This window comes from Roseateles sp. T103, assembly GCF_057219915.1.
Genome location: NZ_JBXVVS010000003.1, coordinates 358,312 through 377,239, shown reverse-complemented (window position 1 = coordinate 377,239; position 18,928 = coordinate 358,312). Strand labels below are relative to the sequence as shown.

Below are 18,928 nucleotides of genomic sequence, written 5' to 3'. Positions count from 1 at the left end.
ATCCTTAATGCGTCAGAACTGCAGACCAGCTTCGCGCGCGGCTTCCGCCAGCGCCTTGACACGGCCGTGGTACGCAAAACCAGCGCGATCGAAAGCGACCTTCTCGACGCCAGCGGCCTTCGCCTTCTCGGCGATGCGCTTGCCGATCAGCGTGGCAGCAGCGACGTTGCCACCCTTGCCAGAGGCGCCCAGCTGAGCACGGACTTCCTTCTCGGCGGTCGAAGCGCTGGCCAGTACACGGCCACCGTCCTCGGAGATCACGCTGGCGTAAATGTGCAGGTTGGAGCGAAACACCGTCAGGCGCGCGACGCGCTGCACGGCGATGCGTGCACGAGTCTGACGCGAGCGGCGCAGGCGCTGTTCTTTCTTCGTCATCATGGCGCAGCTCCTTACTTCTTCTTGGTCTCTTTGAGGGAGACCTTTTCTTCGGCGTAGCGGATGCCCTTGCCCTTGTACGGCTCAGGCGGACGGATCGCGCGAACCTCAGCAGCGATCTGGCCGACCACTTGGCGATCCGCACCCTTGATCACGATCTCGGTTTGGGTCGGGCACTCGACCTTGATGCCGGCGGGCATGTCCTTCACCACGGGGTGAGAGAAACCGATCTGCAGGTTCAGCTTCTGACCCTGGGCCTGGGCACGGAAGCCCACACCAACCAAGTTCAGCTTCTTCTCGAAGCCCTTGCTGACGCCGTTGACCATATTGGCCACCAGAGCGCGCATCGTGCCGCTCATCGCATCTGCATCGGCCGAATCGTTTACCGGAACGAAGGTCAGCTTGCCGCCTTCGTTCTTGACGGTAACCAGAGGATTGGCCGCACGGACCAGCGCACCCTGGGCACCCTTGACGCTGATTTGCTCAGCGGAGATCGTCACGTCCACACCTTGCGGGACGGCGACCGGCATTTTTCCAACGCGGGACATTGTCTGCCTCTCCTTGCGATTAGGCGACGTAGCAAAGCACTTCGCCGCCGATACCGGCTTGACGCGCCTTGCGGTCGGTCATCACACCTTTCGGCGTCGTGACGATCGCCACACCCAGGCCGTTCATAACCTGCGGGATGTCGTGGCGGCCCTTGTAGATACGCAGACCAGGACGGCTGACGCGCTCGATGCGCTCAATGACCGGACGACCAGCGTAGTACTTCAATGCGATCTCCAGCTCCGGACGCGCAGCGTCGCCGCGAATCGCGAAACCGTCGATATAGCCCTCATCCTTGAGGACCTTGGCGATCGCAACCTTCAGCTTGGACGAAGGCATCACGACGCTGGCCTTCTCAACGCTCTGGGCGTTGCGAATGCGAGTCAGCATATCGGCGATAGGATCACTCATGCTCATACGAAATCTCCTAAACCTGCCGATTACCAGCTGGCCTTGACGACACCAGGGATGTCGCCCTTGAAGGCCAGTTCACGGATCTTGTTACGGGCCAGGCCGAACTTGCGGAACGTGCCGCGCGGGCGACCGGTCAACTCGCAACGGTTGCGCAGACGGGTCGGGTAGGCGTTGCGAGGCAGCTTCTGCAGCTCCAGACGAGCCAGATAACGCTCTTCGTCCGACTTCTTCGAGTCGTCGATGATGGCCTTCAGCTCGGCGTACTTCTTCGCGTACTTGGCGACCAGTTGTTCGCGCTTCAGCTCACGCTGCTTGATCGAGAGTTTTGCCACGAGTCACCTCAGTTCTTGAAGGGGAACTTGAATGCAGCCAACAGGGCCTTGCACTCGTCGTCCGACTTGGCGGTGGTCGTGATGCTGATGTTCAGACCACGCAGCGCATCGACCTTGTCGTACTCGATTTCCGGGAAGATGATCTGCTCTTTGACGCCAATGTTGTAGTTGCCACGGCCATCGAACGAGCGACCCGAGATCCCGCGGAAGTCGCGCACGCGCGGCAGCGCGATGGTCACGAAGCGATCGAGGAATTCGTACATCTGCACGCCGCGCAGGGTGACCATGCAGCCGATAGGCACGCCGTCACGAATCTTGAAGCCGGCAATGGCCTTCTTCGACTTGGTCACCACAGGCTTCTGGCCAGCAATCTTGGTCAGATCGCCCACTGCATGCTCCATGACCTTCTTGTCGGCGACCGCCTCGCTCACGCCCATATTCAGCGTGATCTTCGTGATGCGCGGCACTTCCATGACGGACTTGTAGCCGAACTTCTCGACGAGGCCAGGCACAACCTTCTCGCGATAAAACGCTTGCAAACGAGCCATGTCGTACCTCTTAAGCCTTGATCTCTTCGCCGGTCGACTTGAACACGCGCACCTTCTTGCCGTCCGCGAGCACCTTGACGCCCACACGATCAGCCTTGCCGGCAGCGGCGTTGAAGATCGCCACGTTAGATTGATGAATCGGCATCGTCTTGTCGACCACGCCACCAGTCGTGCCCTTCAGAGGGTTCGGCTTCACGTGCTTCTTCACCACGTTCACGCCTTCGACGACGATGTGATCGGCGTCGACGCGCTGCGTCACCGTGCCGCGCTTGCCCTTGTCGCGACCGGTCAGCACGATGACCTCGTCGCCTTTGCGAATCTTGTTCATGGCAGTACCTTTGACTGTGACGAGGCTCAAAGCACCTCAGGCGCCAGCGACACGATCTTCATGAAGCGCTCGGTACGCAGTTCGCGCGTCACCGGACCGAAGATGCGGGTGCCGATAGGCTCCAGCTTGGCATTGAGCAGCACGGCGGCATTGCCGTCGAACTTAACCAGGGAACCGTCCTGGCGACGCACACCCTTGGCGGTGCGGACGACCACAGCGTTATAGACCTCGCCCTTCTTGACGCGGCCACGCGGAGCAGCTTCCTTGATGCTGACCTTGATGACATCACCAATGCCGGCATAGCGACGCTTGGAACCACCAAGCACCTTGATGCACATGACGGACTTGGCGCCAGTGTTGTCCGCGACATCGAGTCGCGATTGCATTTGAATCATGTCTGTCCCCAACTTTTCCCGCACAAGCTCTCGCGACCATCGCGACAACCTCTGCGGTCAGTCTTGGGCCCGTAGACCGAATCTTGACCCGAAGGCCTCAACCCGGCATTTGAGGGCGAATCCGAACCCGCAACCTGCTGATAAGCAGGCACAGCTTTCGGCGAAGCTTGCAATTATGCTTGCGCAGGCAGCCGCTGTCAAGCGGCCGCTTACGCAAACCAACGAGATAGATTAATCAGCCAGCAGCCTTGACCTGCGCCAGCATGGTGTCGGCGTCGCTGAGCTCGAACTTGCCGGGCCCCTCGACATTAAGCTGCTTAACGACGCCATCCTTGACCAGCATCGAGTAGCGCTGGGAGCGCAAGCCCATACCTCGGGAGCTCAGGTCCAGCGTCAATCCCGTCGCCTTGGCAAAGTCCGCACTGCCATCCGCCATCATGCGGACCTTGCCGGCAGTCTTCAGCTCTCGGCCCCACGCCCCCATCACGAAGGCATCGTTGACGGAGACGCACCAGATCTCATCGACCCCAGCAGCACGCAGCGCTTCGGCCTTCTCAACATAGCCCGGCACATGCTTGGCAGAGCATGTGGGCGTGTAAGCACCTGGCAAACCGAAGATCACAACGGTCTTCCCGGCGGTCGCACCAAGCACATCAAAGGTATTCGGACCAATGCTGCAACCATTGCCCTCGACCTCGACGAATTCCTGCAGCGAACCTGCAGGCAAGCGATCTCCCACTTTCAACATGATGAGCTCCTCGTTTAGCGATTGATGACGACCACTGCCTCAGGCGCATCAGTGCAGCACCGATCGTGGCGACTAAAGAAAAACGGTCGGCCGCCAGTATCCCAGCGATCCGACCGTCAGTACGCTAGCGAGGCAATGCCCTGCTTGCGCGGCGGTTACTTGCCCCGATGGATCAGACGACTTGCGCCTTCTCGACCAGACGCGTCACCACCCAATTCTTCGTCTTCGACAGAGGACGGCCTTCGGCGATCTCGACCACGTCACCCATCTTGTACTCGCCCTTCTCGTCATGGGCATGGTACTTACGGGAACGGGCGACGATCTTGCCGTACAGCTCATGCTTGGCGCGACGCTCGACCAGAACGGTCACGGTCTTGGCGCGCTTGTCGCTGACGACACGACCGACCAGGGTGCGCGTGTTCTTCTCTTGAGCTTGCGTCATTTCGCGGCTCCCTTCTTCTTCTCGGCCAAGACCGTCTTCACGCGAGCGATGTCGCGACGGGTCTTGCCCAGGACCGAGTGATTGGTCAGCTGCTGGGTAGCTTTTTGCATGCGCAGGCCAAAGTGGGCCTTGAGCAGGTCCGTCACTTCCTTCTCGAGGGCAGCGACGTCCTTGCCACGCAGTTCGGATGCTTTCATGGTGTTCTCCAATCAGGCGGCGGTACCCATGCGCGCCACGAAGGTGCAACGCAGCGGCAGCTTTGCAGCAGCCAGCGTGAACGCTTCGCGAGCCAGGGCTTCCGGCACACCGTTGATCTCGTAGAGCACCTTGCCAGGCTGGATTTCAGCCACGTAGTACTCCGGGTTGCCCTTGCCGTTACCCATACGGACTTCGGCAGGCTTCTGGGAGATCGGCTTGTCCGGGAAGATGCGGATGAAGATACGACCGCCGCGCTTGATATGGCGCGAGATCGCACGACGGGCAGCTTCGATTTGGCGAGCCGTCAGGCGGCCGCGCTCGGTGGCCTTCAGGCCAAAGTCGCCGAACGAAACGGCAGCACCGCGGGTCGCTACACCGGTGTTACGACCCTTTTGCTCCTTGCGGTACTTGCGACGAGCAGGTTGCAGCATGCTTATTCTCCTTTGGCCTCACCGGCAGCGGGGGCCTTGCGGACCACGCGCTTAGCGGAGGGCTTGGCTGCGTCGCCAGCAGCGACGTCAGCGGGCTTATCTGCACCATCACGCGGGCCACGGTCGCTACCGGGGCGGCCACGGCCACCCGGAGCGCCCGGACGGGCGTTGCGGCGAGGACGGCGGTCGTCTTCGGCACCAGCCGGCGTGTTGATCACCGGAGCCTCGCCATTGGCCAGGCGGTCACCACGGTAGACCCACACCTTCACGCCGATGACGCCGTAGGTCGTCTTGGCTTCGGAGAAGCCATAGTCGATGTCGGCCTTCAGCGTGTGCAGCGGCACACGGCCTTCGCGGTACCACTCGGTACGGGCGATTTCGATACCGTTCAGACGGCCTGCGGACATGATCTTGATGCCCTGGGCGCCCAGACGCATCGCGTTCTGCATGGCGCGCTTCATGGCGCGGCGGAACATGATGCGCTTCTCGAGCTGCTGGGTGATCGAGTCGGCGATCAACTGAGCATCGATTTCGGGCTTACGCACTTCCTCGATGTTCACGGCCACCGGCACACCCAGACGCTTGGTCAGTTCGGCCTTCAGGTTCTCGATGTCCTCGCCCTTCTTGCCGATCACGACGCCCGGACGAGCCGAGAAGATCGTGATGCGGGCGTTCTTGGCAGGACGCTCGATCAGGATGCGCGAGACTGCAGCGTTCTTCAGCTTGGCCTTCAGGTAGTCGCGAACCTTCAGATCCTCGGCCAGCATCGTGGCGAAGTTCTGGTTGTTCGCGTACCAGCGCGAAGCCCAGTTACGGGTGACAGGCAGACGGAAGCCGGTCGGATGAATTTTCTGTCCCATAGTCTTCCTTCAGCCTTCAGTTGCCGACCGACACGAAGATGTGGCACGTGGGCTTGCTAATGCGGTTGCCGCGGCCCTTGGCGCGCGCAGAGAAACGCTTCAGCGTGGCGCCTTGCTCCACATAGATCGAGGTGACTTTCAGCTCATCGATATCAGCGCCGTCGTTGTGTTCGGCGTTGGCGATGGCGCTTTCCAGCGCCTTCTTGATGATGAGGGCCGCCTTCTTCTGGGTGAACTCCAGGATGTTGAGCGCCTGGTCCACCTTCTTGCCGCGGATCAGGTCAGCCACCAGCCGACCCTTGTCGGCCGACAGGCGGACACCGCGAACGATTGCACGGGTTTCCATCGTCTCAGTCCTTATTTCTTCCCAGCCTTCTTGTCAGCCGGGTGGCCTTTGAAGGTACGGGTCAGCGCGAATTCGCCCAGCTTGTGACCGACCATTTGGTCAGACACATAGACCGGCACGTGTTGCTTGCCGTTATGGACAGCGATCGTCAGACCGATGAACTCGGGCAGGATCGTCGAACGGCGCGACCAGGTCTTGATGGGCTTCTTGTCCTTGTTGGCAACGGCCTTGTCGACCTTCGCCATCAGGTGGTGATCCACGAAGGGACCCTTTTTGAGGGAACGAGCCATTTGGTCTACCCCTTACTTCTTGCGACGCGAGACGATGAACGTCTGCGTGCGCTTATTGTTGCGAGTGCGGTAGCCCTTCGTGAGGGTGTTCCACGGCGACACAGGCGCCTGGCCCTCACCGGTGCGACCTTCACCACCACCGTGCGGGTGATCCACCGGGTTCATCGCCGTACCGCGAACGGTCGGACGGATACCCTTCCAACGGATCGCACCGGCCTTGCCGTACTGGCGCAGGCTGTGCTCTTCGTTGCTGACCTCGCCGATCGTGGCGCGGCAGTCGATGTGGATCTTGCGGACTTCACCCGAGCGCAGGCGAACCTGAGCGTAGGTACCTTCGCGGGCCATCAGTACGACCGAGGTACCAGCCGAGCGAGCGATCTGCGCACCCTTGCCGGGCAGCATCTCGACGCAGTGGATGGTCGAACCCACCGGGATATTGCGGATCGGCAGCGCGTTACCGGCCTTGATCGGCGCCTCGGCGCCGCTCACGATGGTGGAACCCACTTCCAGGCCGCGCGGAGCGATGATGTAACGACGCTCGCCGTCGGCATAGCACACCAGAGCGATGTGGGCCGTACGGTTGGGGTCGTACTCGATGCGCTCGACCTTGGCCGGAATGCCATCCTTGTTGCGACGGAAGTCGACCACGCGGTAGTGGTGCTTGTGACCACCGCCCTTGTGGCGCATCGTGATGTGACCGTTGTTGTTACGGCCCGACTTCTGCTTTTGCGGCTCCAGCAGGGAGGCCTCGGGGGCGCCCTTGTGCAGGTGCTTGTGCACCACCTTCACCACGGCACGGCGGCCAGGCGAGGTCGGCTTTACTTTGACGATGGCCATTTACGCAGCCTCCCCGGAGAAGTTGAGCTCTTGGCCCGGCTTCAGCGACACATACGCCTTCTTGACGTGGTCGCGGCGGCCGATGGAACGGCCGAAGCGCTTGACCTTGCCCTTGACGTTCACGACGGACACCGACTCGACCTCGACCTTGAACATCGCCTCGACGGCGGCCTTGATCTCGGGCTTGGTGGCGTCGCGCAACACCTTGAACAGCACTTGGTTGTGCTTCTCGGCGACCAGCGTAGCCTTCTCGGACACGATGGGAGCCAGCAGCACCTGGGCCAGACGGCCTTCTGCAAACTTCGGGGCGCTCATGCCAGCATCTCCTTGAGTTGCTCCATCGCCGCCTTGGTCACCAGCACCTTCTTGTAGAAGACGAGGGACAGCGGATCGGCGTAGCGGGGCTCGACCACCAGCACGTTGGCCAGGTTGCGCGAGGCCAGGGCGAGGTTGTCGCTGACTTCGTCGGCGATCAGCATCACGCTGTCCAGGCCCATGGCCTTGAACTTGGCAGCCAGCAGCTTGGTCTTGGGCGCTTCCAGGTTGATCGAGTCAACCACCGCCAGACGACCTTCGCGAGCCAGCTGCGAGAGGATCGCGGCCATGCCGGCGCGATACATCTTCTTGTTCAGCTTGTGCGAGAAGTTCTCGTCAGGCATGTTCGGGAAGATCCGACCGCCCCCGCGCCACAGCGGCGACGAGGTCATACCGGCACGTGCGCGGCCGGTACCCTTCTGACGGAAAGGCTTCTTGGTCGAGTGCTTGACCTGTTCGCGGTCCTTCTGAGCGCGCGTGCCTTGACGGGCGTTGGCCTGATAGGCCACGACGACCTGGTGCACCAGCGCTTCGTTGTAGTCGCGAGCGAAGACGGTATCAGGCGCGTCCACCTTGGCGGTGGCCTGACCCTGTTCATTCAGGAGCTCGAGCTGCATCAGTTGGCTCCTTTCTTGATCTTGACCTTGACGGCAGGCCGCACGACCACATGGCCGTTCTTGGCGCCCGGCACAGCGCCGCGGACCAGCAGCAGTTGACGAGCTTCGTCAACGCGCACGATGTCCAGGTTCTGCACGCTCACGGTCACGTCGCCCAGGTGGCCCGACATCTTCTTGCCAGGGAAAACACGACCCGGGTCCTGCGCCATCGAGATCGAGCCGGGCACATTGTGCGAGCGGCTGTTACCGTGGGAGGCGCGCTGCGAACCGAAGTTGTGACGCTTGATGGTGCCGGTGAAGCCCTTGCCGATCGAAGTACCCTGCACATCGACCAGCTGGCCAGCCGCGAACAAGGTCACCGGCAGCTGTGCGCCAGCCTTGTACTCGGCAGCGATTTCAGCGCTGACACGGAATTCCTTGAGGATTTCGCCAGCTTCGACGCCCGCCTTGGCGAGGTGGCCAGCTTCCGGCTTGGTGACGCGCGAAGCCTTGCGCGCACCGAACGCCACTTGGATGGCGCTGTAGCCGTCGGTCTCTTCGGTCTTGACCTGGGTCACGCGGTTGTTGGACACGTCCAGCACGGTCACGGGAATGGCGTCGCCATCGTCCGTGAAGATGCGCATCATGCCCACCTTGCGGCCCAGCAATCCGAGACGATTGCTAAGACTCATGGTTCTTCTCCAGCCCTCTTGGGAGGGCCATTTACACACACCCGACATCGATTGGCCGGGCTGACTCTGCACCACGTGCCGAGCTTTTCAGCCCTGCTCGCGATGCGCGAAACCCGCGCACGGCGGATGCCTTGCGCGGAAAAGCAGCGAGTATAGCTTGGCAGCGGGACTTGCCGCAAGCCCTGGGCCGTTGCGCCCAATGAATAAGGGCAATCCGGAGATTGCCCTTATCGACACTGCCCTCAACACGGGCTGCGGGTCGCTTTACTGCAGCTTGATTTCCACGTCGACGCCGGCGGGCAGGTCGAGCTTCATCAGCGCGTCGACCGTCTTGTCGGTCGGATCGACGATGTCCATCAGGCGCTGGTGGGTGCGGATCTCGAACTGGTCGCGCGAAGTCTTGTTGACGTGCGGCGAACGCAGGATGTCAAAGCGCTCCATGCGGGTCGGCAGAGGCACGGGGCCCTTGACGATCGCGCCGGTACGCTTGGCGGTCTCGACGATCTCCAGTGCGGACTGGTCGATCAGCTTGTAGTCGAACGCCTTCAGACGAATGCGGATCTTTTGCTTTTGCATGACTGTTCCTTCAAAGAGCGAGCGGCATCGGGGCCGCGAGATGAGTGAGACCCGGACCGGATGGGCCCGGGTCGGTCACGCAAAAGAATTACTCGAGGATGGTTGCGACCACGCCCGAGCCGACGGTACGACCGCCTTCGCGGATGGCGAAGCGCAGACCTTGCTCCATAGCGATCGGGGCGATCAGCTTCACGGTGATGCTGACGTTGTCGCCAGGCATGACCATTTCCTTGTCCTTCGGCAGCTCAACCGCGCCCGTCACGTCCGTGGTACGGAAGTAGAACTGCGGACGGTAGTTGTTGAAGAACGGGGTGTGGCGGCCGCCCTCTTCCTTGCTCAGCACATACACCTCAGCGGTGAAATGCGTGTGCGGCTTGATCGAACCAGGCTTGCACAGCACTTGGCCGCGCTCGACTTCTTCGCGCTTCGTGCCGCGCAGCAGGATACCGACGTTGTCGCCAGCCTGCCCCTGGTCCAGCAGCTTGCGGAACATTTCCACGCCCGTGCAGGTGGTCTTGGCGGTCGCACGGATGCCGACGATTTCGATTTCGTCGCCAACCTTCACGATGCCGCGCTCGACACGGCCGGTCACCACGGTGCCGCGACCCGAGATCGAGAACACGTCTTCCACCGGCATCAGGAACGCGCCATCGATGGCACGCTCAGGCGTCGGGATGTAGGTGTCCAGCGCATCAGCCAGGCGCATGATGGCAGCCTCACCCAGGTCGCCCTTGTCGCCTTCCAGCGCCAGCTTGGCCGAGCCCTTGATGATCGGGGTGTCGTCACCAGGGAAGTCGTACTTGCTCAGCAGCTCGCGGACTTCCATTTCCACCAGCTCCAGCAGCTCGGCATCATCCACCATGTCGCACTTGTTCAGGAACACGATGATGTACTTCACACCGACCTGACGTGCCAGCAGGATGTGCTCGCGGGTCTGGGGCATCGGGCCGTCAGCGGCCGAGCAAACCAGGATTGCGCCGTCCATCTGGGCGGCACCCGTGATCATGTTCTTCACGTAGTCGGCGTGGCCCGGGCAGTCCACGTGAGCGTAGTGGCGGTTGGCCGTCTCGTACTCAACGTGTGCGGTGTTGATCGTGATGCCACGCGCCTTCTCTTCGGGAGCCGCGTCGATTTCGTCGTACTTCTTCGCCTCGCCGCCGAACTTGGCAGCCAGCACCGTCGCGATCGCAGCGGTCAGCGTGGTCTTGCCATGGTCAACGTGACCAATCGTGCCCACGTTCACGTGCGGCTTGGTACGTTCAAACTTGCCTTTTGCCATTTCAAATCTCCAGGAAAGAGCGGTTGCCAGCCTGTTGGTTTAGCGTTTCCATCGCGCCTGCTGTTCCCGACGACTGGCGGCCGGGCAGAGCGTCGATGAAGACGTTTCCAGATTCATTTTGAAGCAGTGTCGACGACCTCGGCCGCCGACACTGCAACTCACACGACTCGCTTGATTACTTGGCGCGCGCGGTGATGATCGCGTCGGCCACGTTCTTCGGAGCTTCAGCGTAGTGCTTGAACTCCATCGTGTAGGTGGCGCGGCCTTGCGTCGCAGAACGCAGCGACGTCGAGTAGCCGAACATTTCCGACAGCGGCACCTCGGCCTTGATGACCTTGCCGCCGCCAGGCATGTCGTCCATGCCTTGCACCATGCCGCGACGACTCGAGAGGTCGCCCATCACAGTACCAGCATAGTCTTCCGGCGTCTCGACCTCGACGGCCATCATGGGCTCGAGAATCACCGGGCTCGCACGGCGGCATGCCTCCTTGAAACCCATCGATGCCGCCATCTTGAACGCGTTTTCGTTCGAGTCCACATCGTGGTAGGAACCGAAGGTCAGCGTGACCTTCACGTCCACCACCGGATAGCCGGCCAGCACGCCATTCGGCAGGGTGTCGATAACGCCCTTCTCGACCGCCGGGATGTACTCGCGCGGCACCACGCCGCCCTTGATTGCGTCGACGAACTCGAAGCCCTTGCCCGGCTCCTGCGGCTCGACCGTCAGCACGACGTGACCGTACTGGCCCTTACCGCCCGACTGGCGCACGAACTTGCCTTCGACATCGGTGGCGGTCTTGCGGATGGTTTCGCGATAGGCCACCTGCGGCTTGCCGACGTTGGCTTCCACGCCGAACTCGCGCTTCATGCGGTCGACAATGATTTCCAGGTGCAGCTCGCCCATGCCCGAGATGATGGTCTGACCCGACTCTTCGTCGGTGCGCAGACGGAAGGACGGGTCTTCCTTGGCCAGACGGCCCAGGGCGATACCCATCTTCTCCTGGTCAGCCTTGGTCTTGGGCTCGACAGCCTGCGAGATCACCGGCTCGGGGAAGACCATCTTTTCCAGCGTCACGATCGCGTCCGGATCGCACAGCGTCTCACCGGTGGTGACTTCCTTCAAGCCCACGCAAGCAGCGATGTCGCCGGCCAGAATCTCGGAGATTTCCTCGCGCTGGTTGGCGTGCATCTGGAGGATACGGCCGATACGCTCCTTCTTGCCCTTGATCGGGTTGAAGACGGAGTCGCCGGACTTCAGCACGCCGGAGTAGACGCGCACGAAGGTCAACTGGCCGACATACGGGTCGGTCATCAGCTTGAACGCCAGGGCGGCGAACTTCTCGCTGTCATCGGCCTTGCGAGACACGACGGCGCCGGACTCGTCGGTACCCTCAACCGGAGGGATGTCCACCGGCGAAGGCAGGAAGTCGATCACCGCGTCGAGCATGCGCTGCACGCCCTTGTTCTTGAAGGCGGTGCCGCACAGCATCGGCTGGATCTCGGTGGCGATTGTGCGGGTGCGCAGCGCCAGCTTGATCTCTTCCTCGGTCAGCTCACCCGACTCGAGGTACTTGTTCATCAGCTCTTCGCTGGCCTCGGCAGCCGCCTCGACCATCTTCTCGCGCCACTCGTTGGCCGTGTCGACCAGGTCAGCCGGGATGTCGTGATACTCGAACTTCATGCCCTGGGAAGCCTCGTCCCACAGGATGGCCTTCATCTTGAGCAGGTCCACCACGCCCTTGAAGTTCTCTTCGGCGCCGATGGGGATCACGATAGGCACGGGGTTGGCCTTCAGGCGAGTCTTCATCTGGTCAACGACCTTGAAGAAGTTCGCGCCGGTGCGGTCCATCTTGTTGACGAACGCAAGGCGAGGCACCTTGTACTTGTTGGCCTGGCGCCAGACGGTTTCCGACTGGGGCTGCACGCCGCCCACAGCGCAATAGACCATGCAAGCACCGTCCAGCACGCGCATGGAACGCTCCACCTCAATGGTGAAGTCCACGTGGCCAGGGGTGTCGATGATGTTGAAGCGGTGCTCAGGGTAGGACAGGTCCATACCCTTCCAGAAGCAGGTCGTCGCGGCCGACGTGATGGTGATGCCGCGCTCTTGCTCCTGCTCCATCCAGTCCATGGTGGCCGCGCCGTCGTGCACTTCACCGATCTTGTGGTTCACACCGGTGTAGTAAAGGATGCGCTCAGTCGTCGTGGTCTTGCCGGCATCGATGTGCGCCGAGATACCGATATTGCGGTAGCGCTCGATGGGGGTCTTGCGGGACATGGTGTCACTCCAAATGCATTGAGCCGCCAGCGGGCTGGTACAAACCCGCGGCGGCTGGAACGAGGTGGTTTAGAAGCGGAAGTGCGAGAACGCCTTGTTGGCTTCAGCCATGCGGTGCACTTCGTCGCGCTTCTTCATTGCGCCACCGCGGCCTTCTGCAGCCTCCAGCAGCTCGTTCGCGAGACGCTGCGCCATCGACTTCTCACCGCGCTTGCGGGCCGATTCCTTCAGCCAGCGCATGGCCAGAGCCATCCGGCGGACGGGACGAACTTCCACGGGAACTTGGTAGTTCGCACCGCCCACGCGGCGGGACTTCACTTCGACCATGGGCTTCACGTTGTTCAGCGCGGTCAGGAACACTTCCAGCGGATCCTTACCGGCCTTCTTCTCGACCTGGTCGAGGGCACCGTAGATGATGCGCTCGGCGACGGCCTTCTTGCCCGATTCCATGATGACGTTCATGAACTTGGACAGGTCCACCGAACCGAACTTCGGATCAGGCAGGATCTCGCGCTTGGGTACTTCGCGACGACGTGGCATGGGAATCTTCCTTTATTGCTTCAGTTGGCGGCGACTCACGTCCGACCACCCTGGAGGACCACCGACATCAGGGGCCATCCACTTACTCGGCTGTTACGCCATGAATGGCGCACACAGACCGCAAACGTCCGGCACAGCCCTGGGCTGAACCGCGACAACTCTTTGATTAGGCCTTCTTCGGGCGCTTCGCACCGTACTTGGAACGCGCCTGCTTGCGATCCTTCACGCCCTGCAGGTCCAACGAACCGCGGACGATGTGGTAACGCACACCCGGCAGATCCTTCACACGGCCGCCGCGCACGAGCACGACGCTGTGCTCTTGCAGGTTGTGGCCTTCACCACCGATGTACGAGATCACCTCGAAACCGTTGGTCAGACGCACCTTGGCGACCTTACGCAGAGCGGAGTTCGGCTTCTTCGGCGTCGTGGTGTAAACGCGCGTGCAGACACCGCGGCGCTGCGGACATTCCTGCATCGCCGGCGACTTGGATTTCGTGACCTCGGCCTGACGGCCTTGGCGCACGAGCTGATTGATAGTTGGCATAAGTAACTTGTTCCCGTTTGAAGTCACAGATTTCCCGGCCAGTCAGCCCCACCACAAACGCGCAAACGCACCACGCAAGGCGCGGTGCGTCGGGTTTCACAGCGGGCCGCACGTCGATGCGCGCGACTGAAAAGCCGAAGAGCCGGTGATTGTAGCCGAGGAGCGGCTGCAGCAGCAAGCGGGCGGATTAGACTGTCCGCTGCAGCAGCCCAAGCCGGACCACCCTTGCCTCCCATTGCACCCGCCGTCGTGATCGATACCCAAGTCGTCATGGACTGGCTCGTCTTCAATGATCCCTCGGTGGCGCCCCTGGTCGGCCAGATCCTTGGCGGCCAACTCCGCTGGATCAGCCACCCATCCATGCTCGACGAGTTGCAGCACGTACTGGGTCGCGGCGTGGCCGCCCGTTATCTGCCGGATCAGCCCGGCATAGAGTGCCGCTTCAGGCAGCACTGCCGCTTCGTCGACTTCGATCCAATGCCGACGGTACGGCTGATTTGCCGCGACCGTGACGACCAAATCTTCATCGACTTGGCGCTCGCCATCGGCGCTCGCTGGCTGCTGTCCCGCGACAGGGCCGTGCTGGCCCTGGCCAAGCGGGCGCGCGCCCATGGACTCGAGATACTGACGCCGGCCTCGTGGGCACGGCAGTTGAACCTGAGCACCTTGACGAATACCCCCTGAACCAGCCTCCGCCAAAGCGTCGCAAGTGGCGCAAGTCGGCAATGAAAAAAGGGCTGCCCGAAGGCAGCCCTTGACGGCTTGAGGATCGCTGCGGCCGACTACTCGGCGCCGCCCTCGCCCTCCACGCTGCTCATCTGCGCGGCGGCCAGTTCCTCGGCTTCCTGCATGGCGATGGCGCGACGCTCTGCATCGTCCATCGCTTCCTTGGCACGGCGCGCCTCGTGGAAGGCCATGCCGGTACCGGCGGGGATCAGGCGGCCGACGATGACGTTCTCCTTCAGGCCACGCAGCTCGTCGCGCTTGCCCATGATGGCAGCCTCGGTGAGCACGCGGGTGGTTTCCTGGAAGGAAGCCGCAGAGATGAAGGAGTCCGTCGACAGAGAGGCCTTGGTGATGCCCAGCAGCACGTCGGCATGCGTGGCGATCAGCTTGCCCTCGGCGCGCAGTTTGTCGTTGGTGTCCAGCAACTCGGAGCGCTCGACCTGCTCGCCGGCGATGTAGCTGGAATCGCCCGGGTTGACGATCTGCACGCGGCGCAGCATCTGGCGAACGATCACCTCGATGTGCTTGTCGTTGATCTTCACACCCTGCAGACGGTAGACGTCCTGCACCTCGTCGACGATGTAGCGCGCCAGTTCCTCGATGCCCAGCAGACGCAGGATGTCCTGCGGATCGGCCGGACCGTCGACGATCAGCTCGCCGCGGTTCACCACCTGGCCTTCGTGCACCAGGATGTTCTTCTCCTTTGGCACCAGCACTTCGTGCTTGTGGCCTTCCGGATCGGTGATCTCCAGACGCACCTTGCCCTTGGTCTCCTTGCCGAACGACACGGTGCCGGTCTGCTCGGCCAGCACGCCGGCATCCTTAGGCGAACGGGCTTCGAAGAGCTCGGCCACACGCGGCAGACCGCCGGTAATGTCGCGGGTCTTCTGGCCTTCCACCGGGATACGTGCCAGCACCTCACCAGGCGCCAGGTCCTGGCCGTCGCGGATCTGGATCAGCGCACCGACCTGGAATCCAATGGTCACCGAGTGATCGGTGCCAGGGATCTTCACCTCGTTGCCATTGGCATCCAGCAGCTTGACCTGCGGGCGCACGACCTTGGCAGCGCCGCGGCGCTTCGGGTCGATCACCACCAGCGTGGACAGGCCGGTGACCTCGTCCACCTGCTTGGCCACAGTGACGCCTTCCTCGACGTTCTCGAACTTCGCCTTGCCGGCGAACTCGGTAATGATCGGGCGGGTCAGCGGGTCCCAGTTCGCCAGCACCGTGCCAGCCTTGATGCTCTGGTCGGCCTTCACATTCAACAACGCACCGTACGGCACCTTGTGGCGCTCGCGCTCACGACCGTGCGGGTCGGTAATGATGATCTCGCCCGAGCGCGAGATCACCACCAGTTCGCCCTTGCCGTTCGTGACGTAGCGCATCGTGGCATTGAATCCGACGATACCGTCCGACTTGGCCTCGACGCTCGAGGCCACGGCAGCGCGCGAAGCCGCACCACCGATGTGGAAGGTACGCATCGTCAGCTGCGTGCCCGGCTCACCGATCGACTGCGCGGCAATCACACCGACGGCCTCGCCCTTGTTCACCAGACCGCCACGGCCCAGATCGCGGCCATAGCACTTGGCGCACAGGCCGAAGCGCGTACCGCAGGTCAGCGGCGTGCGCACCTTGACCTCGTCGACGCCTGCCTGCTCCAGCGCATCCAGCGTGTCCTCGTCCAGCATCTGGCCGGCAGGCACCAGCACGGCCTGGGTTTCCGGATGCAGCACGTCGATCGCGGTGACGCGGCCCAGGATGCGGTCGCGCAGCGACTCGATCACCTCACCGCCTTCGACCAGGGCGCGCATCGCAATGCCGTTGTCGGTGCCGCAATCGTCCTCTGTCACGACCAGGTCCTGCGTCACGTCGACCAGACGACGGGTCAGGTAGCCCGAGTTCGCGGTCTTCAGCGCCGTATCCGCCAGGCCCTTACGAGCACCGTGGGTGGAGATGAAGTACTGCAGAACGTTCAGGCCTTCGCGGAAGTTCGCCGTGATCGGCGTCTCGATGATCGAGCCATCCGGCTTGGCCATCAGACCCCGCATGCCGGCCAGCTGACGGATCTGCGCTGCGCTACCGCGGGCACCGGAGTCGGCCATCATGTAGATGGAGTTGAAGGACTCCTGATCCACTTCCTTGCCGTTGCGGTCGAGGGTCTTTTGCTTGGAGAGCTGGGTCATCATGACCTTGCCCACCTCGTCACCGGTCTTGCCCCAGATGTCGACGACCTTGTTGTAGCGCTCGCCGGCCGTCACCAGACCCGAGACATACTGCTGCTCGATCTCCTTGACTTCCTTCTCGGCACGCTCGATCAGCTCGTACTTCTGCTTGGGCACCAGCATGTCGTCCACCGCGATGGAGATGCCGGCGCGCGTGGCCAGGCGGAAGCCCGACTGCAGCAGCTTGTCGGCCAGGACCACGGTTTCCTTCAGGCCGCACTTGCGGAAGGACGTGTTGATCAGGCGAGAGATTTCCTTCTTCTTCAGCGCCTTATTGATGTTCGAGAACGGCAGGCCCTTGGGCAGGATCTCGGACAACAGGGCGCGGCCGACCGTGGTGTCCACTAGCTTGGTCTCCGGGATCCACTCGCCGGTTTCCTTGTTCTTGGCGTACTCGGTCAGGCGCACGCTGATCTTGGCAGTGATCTCGACCACGCCATTGTCCAGCGCGCGCTGCAGCTCGGGCAGGTCGGAGAAGACCATGCCTTCGCCCTTGCCGTTGATGCGCTCGCGGGTCGCGTAGTACAGGCCCAGCACCACGTCCTGCGAAGGCACGATCGAGGGCTCGCCCGACGCCGGGAACAGCACGTTGTTGGAGGCCAGCATCAGCGTGCGGGCTTCCATCTGCGCTTCGATCGACAGCGGCACGTGGACGGCCATCTGGTCACCGTCGAAGTCGGCGTTGAAGGCCGCGCACACCAGCGGGTGCAGCTGAATCGCCTTGCCTTCGATCAGCACCGGCTCGAAGGCCTGGATGCCCAGACGGTGCAGCGTCGGCGCGCGGTTCAGCAGAACCGGGTGCTCCTTGATGACCTCTTCCAGGATGTCCCAGACCACCGGCGTGCCGGCTTCCACTTCCTTCTTCGCCGCCTTGATCGTGGTGGCGATGCCCATCGCCTCCAGGCGCGAGAAGATGAAGGGCTTGAACAGCTCCAGAGCCATCAGCTTGGGCAGGCCGCACTGGTGCAGCTTGAGCGTCGGGCCCACCACGATAACCGAACGGCCCGAGTAGTCGACGCGCTTGCCCAGCAGGTTCTGACGGAAGCGACCGCTCTTGCCCTTAATCATGTCGGCCAGCGACTTGAGGGCACGCTTGTTCGCACCGGTCATGGCCTTGCCACGGCGGCCGTTGTCCAGCAGCGAATCGACGGCTTCCTGCAGCATGCGCTTTTCGTTGCGCACGATGATCTCGGGAGCCTTCAGCTCCAGCAGGCGGGCCAGGCGGTTGTTGCGGTTGATGACGCGGCGATACAGATCGTTCAGATCCGAGGTCGCGAAGCGGCCACCATCCAGCGGCACCAGCGGACGCAGGTCCGGCGGCAGCACCGGCAGGACCTCCATGATCATCCAGTGCGGCTTGATGCCCGACTTCTTGAAGGCCTCCATGACCTTCAGACGCTTGGAGTTCTTCTTGACCTTGAGCTCCGAGCCGGTCATGTCGTTGCGCAGGCGATCGATCTCGACGTCGAGATCCATGTCCTCCAGCAGCTTCTTGATGCCCTCGGCGCCCATCAGCGCGATGAACTCATCACCGTACTCGACGCGCTTGGCGTCGTAGTCGTCCTCGCTCATGATCGAGAACTTCTTCAGCGGCGTCATGCCGGGATCGACGACGACGTACGCTTCGAAGTACAGCACGCGCTCGATGTCGCGCAGCGTCATGTCGAGCACCAGGCCCAGACGCGACGGCAACGACTTGAGGAACCAGATGTGGGCGCAGGGCGCAGCCAGGTCGATGTGACCCATGCGCTCGCGACGCACCTTGGTCTGGGTGACTTCAACGCCGCACTTCTCGCAGATCACACCGCGGTGCTTCAAGCGCTTGTACTTGCCGCACAGGCACTCGTAGTCCTTGATCGGGCCGAAGATCTTGGCGCAGAACAGGCCATCACGCTCGGGCTTGAAAGTCCTGTAGTTGATGGTCTCGGGCTTCTTCACCTCGCCGAAGGACCACGAACGGATCTTCTCGGGCGAGGCCAGCCCGATCTTGATCGCGTCGAAGTGCTCGTCAGGCGTGAACTGCTTGAACAGGTCCAGCAAACCTTTCATGTGTTTCTCCTGTTCCGTCTC

25 protein-coding genes are annotated in these 18,928 nt (G+C 62.2%); 1 reads left to right on the top strand and 24 read right to left on the bottom strand.

Going from position 1 to position 18,928, the window contains the following annotated elements:
* Positions 1–12: 12 nt before the first annotated feature.
* From rplR to rpsL, 23 genes are all read right to left on the bottom strand, one after another.
* Positions 13–378 (bottom strand): 50S ribosomal protein L18, encoded by a 366-nt coding sequence (rplR, locus tag AC2EBS_RS12090; protein WP_484728666.1) that lies wholly within the window; start codon positions 376–378, stop codon positions 13–15.
* An 11-nt stretch (positions 379–389) separates the two neighbouring features.
* The gene (gene rplF, locus AC2EBS_RS12085; RefSeq protein ID WP_484728665.1) at positions 390–923 is read right to left on the bottom strand and encodes a 50S ribosomal protein L6; all 534 of its coding nucleotides are present in this window, start codon (positions 921–923) and stop codon (positions 390–392) included.
* A gap of 19 nt (positions 924–942) precedes the next feature.
* On the bottom strand, positions 943–1,338 hold the full coding sequence (gene rpsH / locus AC2EBS_RS12080; RefSeq protein WP_484728664.1) for a 30S ribosomal protein S8: 396 nt from the start codon (positions 1,336–1,338) through the stop codon (positions 943–945).
* A 23-nt stretch (positions 1,339–1,361) separates the two neighbouring features.
* Positions 1,362–1,667, bottom strand: a complete 306-nt coding sequence (gene rpsN / locus AC2EBS_RS12075) for a 30S ribosomal protein S14 (RefSeq protein WP_397534350.1) — start codon at positions 1,665–1,667, stop codon at positions 1,362–1,364.
* Positions 1,668–1,675: 8 nt separating this feature from the next.
* On the bottom strand, positions 1,676–2,215 hold the full coding sequence (gene rplE, locus AC2EBS_RS12070; RefSeq protein WP_484728663.1) for a 50S ribosomal protein L5: 540 nt from the start codon (positions 2,213–2,215) through the stop codon (positions 1,676–1,678).
* A 10-nt stretch (positions 2,216–2,225) separates the two neighbouring features.
* Complete coding sequence (gene rplX / locus AC2EBS_RS12065; RefSeq protein ID WP_484728662.1) at positions 2,226–2,543, bottom strand: 50S ribosomal protein L24; 318 nt, start codon at positions 2,541–2,543, stop codon at positions 2,226–2,228.
* A 26-nt stretch (positions 2,544–2,569) separates the two neighbouring features.
* Positions 2,570–2,938 carry a 50S ribosomal protein L14 gene (gene rplN / locus AC2EBS_RS12060; protein WP_173805738.1) on the bottom strand — a complete coding sequence of 123 codons (369 nt, stop codon included), beginning with the start codon at positions 2,936–2,938 and terminating at the stop codon, positions 2,570–2,572.
* Positions 2,939–3,173: 235 nt separating this feature from the next.
* Positions 3,174–3,686, bottom strand: a complete 513-nt coding sequence (locus tag AC2EBS_RS12055) for a redoxin family protein (protein ID WP_484728661.1) — start codon at positions 3,684–3,686, stop codon at positions 3,174–3,176.
* Between the two features lie 172 nt (positions 3,687–3,858).
* On the bottom strand, positions 3,859–4,128 hold the full coding sequence (gene rpsQ / locus AC2EBS_RS12050) for a 30S ribosomal protein S17 (protein WP_397534346.1): 270 nt from the start codon (positions 4,126–4,128) through the stop codon (positions 3,859–3,861).
* Positions 4,125–4,325 carry a 50S ribosomal protein L29 gene (gene rpmC / locus AC2EBS_RS12045; RefSeq protein ID WP_484728660.1) on the bottom strand — a complete coding sequence of 67 codons (201 nt, stop codon included), beginning with the start codon at positions 4,323–4,325 and terminating at the stop codon, positions 4,125–4,127. The genes rpsQ and rpmC overlap by 4 nt, the downstream gene beginning before the upstream one ends.
* Before the next feature lie 12 nt (positions 4,326–4,337).
* Complete coding sequence (gene rplP / locus AC2EBS_RS12040) at positions 4,338–4,757, bottom strand: 50S ribosomal protein L16 (RefSeq protein WP_484728659.1); 420 nt, start codon at positions 4,755–4,757, stop codon at positions 4,338–4,340.
* Between the two features lie 2 nt (positions 4,758–4,759).
* Positions 4,760–5,617, bottom strand: coding sequence for a 30S ribosomal protein S3 (rpsC, locus tag AC2EBS_RS12035; protein ID WP_484728658.1), 858 nt, complete (start codon positions 5,615–5,617; stop codon positions 4,760–4,762).
* 16 nt (positions 5,618–5,633) lie between these two features.
* Positions 5,634–5,963 (bottom strand): 50S ribosomal protein L22, encoded by a 330-nt coding sequence (rplV, locus tag AC2EBS_RS12030; protein ID WP_484728657.1) that lies wholly within the window; start codon positions 5,961–5,963, stop codon positions 5,634–5,636.
* An 11-nt stretch (positions 5,964–5,974) separates the two neighbouring features.
* The gene (rpsS, locus tag AC2EBS_RS12025; protein WP_484728656.1) at positions 5,975–6,253 is read right to left on the bottom strand and encodes a 30S ribosomal protein S19; all 279 of its coding nucleotides are present in this window, start codon (positions 6,251–6,253) and stop codon (positions 5,975–5,977) included.
* Between the two features lie 12 nt (positions 6,254–6,265).
* Positions 6,266–7,090: a 50S ribosomal protein L2 gene (gene rplB, locus AC2EBS_RS12020; protein WP_484728655.1), complete on the bottom strand. Its 825-nt coding sequence runs from the start codon at positions 7,088–7,090 to the stop codon at positions 6,266–6,268.
* A complete protein-coding gene (gene rplW / locus AC2EBS_RS12015) occupies positions 7,091–7,405 on the bottom strand; it encodes a 50S ribosomal protein L23 (RefSeq protein ID WP_484728654.1) in 315 nt (104 codons plus the stop codon).
* The gene (gene rplD, locus AC2EBS_RS12010; RefSeq protein WP_484728653.1) at positions 7,402–8,022 is read right to left on the bottom strand and encodes a 50S ribosomal protein L4; all 621 of its coding nucleotides are present in this window, start codon (positions 8,020–8,022) and stop codon (positions 7,402–7,404) included. Before rplD ends, rplW begins: the two co-directional genes overlap by 4 nt.
* Positions 8,022–8,693 carry a 50S ribosomal protein L3 gene (gene rplC / locus AC2EBS_RS12005; protein ID WP_484728652.1) on the bottom strand — a complete coding sequence of 224 codons (672 nt, stop codon included), beginning with the start codon at positions 8,691–8,693 and terminating at the stop codon, positions 8,022–8,024. Before rplC ends, rplD begins: the two co-directional genes overlap by 1 nt.
* Positions 8,694–8,957: 264 nt before the next feature.
* Positions 8,958–9,269: a 30S ribosomal protein S10 gene (rpsJ, locus tag AC2EBS_RS12000; RefSeq protein ID WP_056194266.1), complete on the bottom strand. Its 312-nt coding sequence runs from the start codon at positions 9,267–9,269 to the stop codon at positions 8,958–8,960.
* 88 nt (positions 9,270–9,357) lie between these two features.
* The gene (gene tuf, locus AC2EBS_RS11995) at positions 9,358–10,548 is read right to left on the bottom strand and encodes an elongation factor Tu (protein ID WP_484728639.1); all 1,191 of its coding nucleotides are present in this window, start codon (positions 10,546–10,548) and stop codon (positions 9,358–9,360) included.
* Positions 10,549–10,723: 175 nt separating this feature from the next.
* Positions 10,724–12,826, bottom strand: a complete 2,103-nt coding sequence (fusA, locus tag AC2EBS_RS11990; RefSeq protein WP_484728651.1) for an elongation factor G — start codon at positions 12,824–12,826, stop codon at positions 10,724–10,726.
* A 69-nt stretch (positions 12,827–12,895) separates the two neighbouring features.
* A complete protein-coding gene (gene rpsG, locus AC2EBS_RS11985; protein WP_484728650.1) occupies positions 12,896–13,366 on the bottom strand; it encodes a 30S ribosomal protein S7 in 471 nt (156 codons plus the stop codon).
* Positions 13,367–13,532: 166 nt separating this feature from the next.
* Positions 13,533–13,910, bottom strand: a complete 378-nt coding sequence (rpsL, locus tag AC2EBS_RS11980; protein ID WP_484728649.1) for a 30S ribosomal protein S12 — start codon at positions 13,908–13,910, stop codon at positions 13,533–13,535.
* A 249-nt stretch (positions 13,911–14,159) separates the two neighbouring features.
* On the opposite strand from rpsL, the gene AC2EBS_RS11975 reads away from it, so the two are divergent.
* A complete protein-coding gene (locus AC2EBS_RS11975) occupies positions 14,160–14,594 on the top strand; it encodes a PIN domain-containing protein (RefSeq protein WP_484728648.1) in 435 nt (144 codons plus the stop codon).
* 98 nt (positions 14,595–14,692) lie between these two features.
* Here the strand turns inward: AC2EBS_RS11975 and rpoC are convergent, their stop codons facing one another.
* Positions 14,693–18,907, bottom strand: coding sequence for a DNA-directed RNA polymerase subunit beta' (gene rpoC / locus AC2EBS_RS11970; RefSeq protein ID WP_484728647.1), 4,215 nt, complete (start codon positions 18,905–18,907; stop codon positions 14,693–14,695).
* Positions 18,908–18,928: the final 21 nt, after the last annotated feature.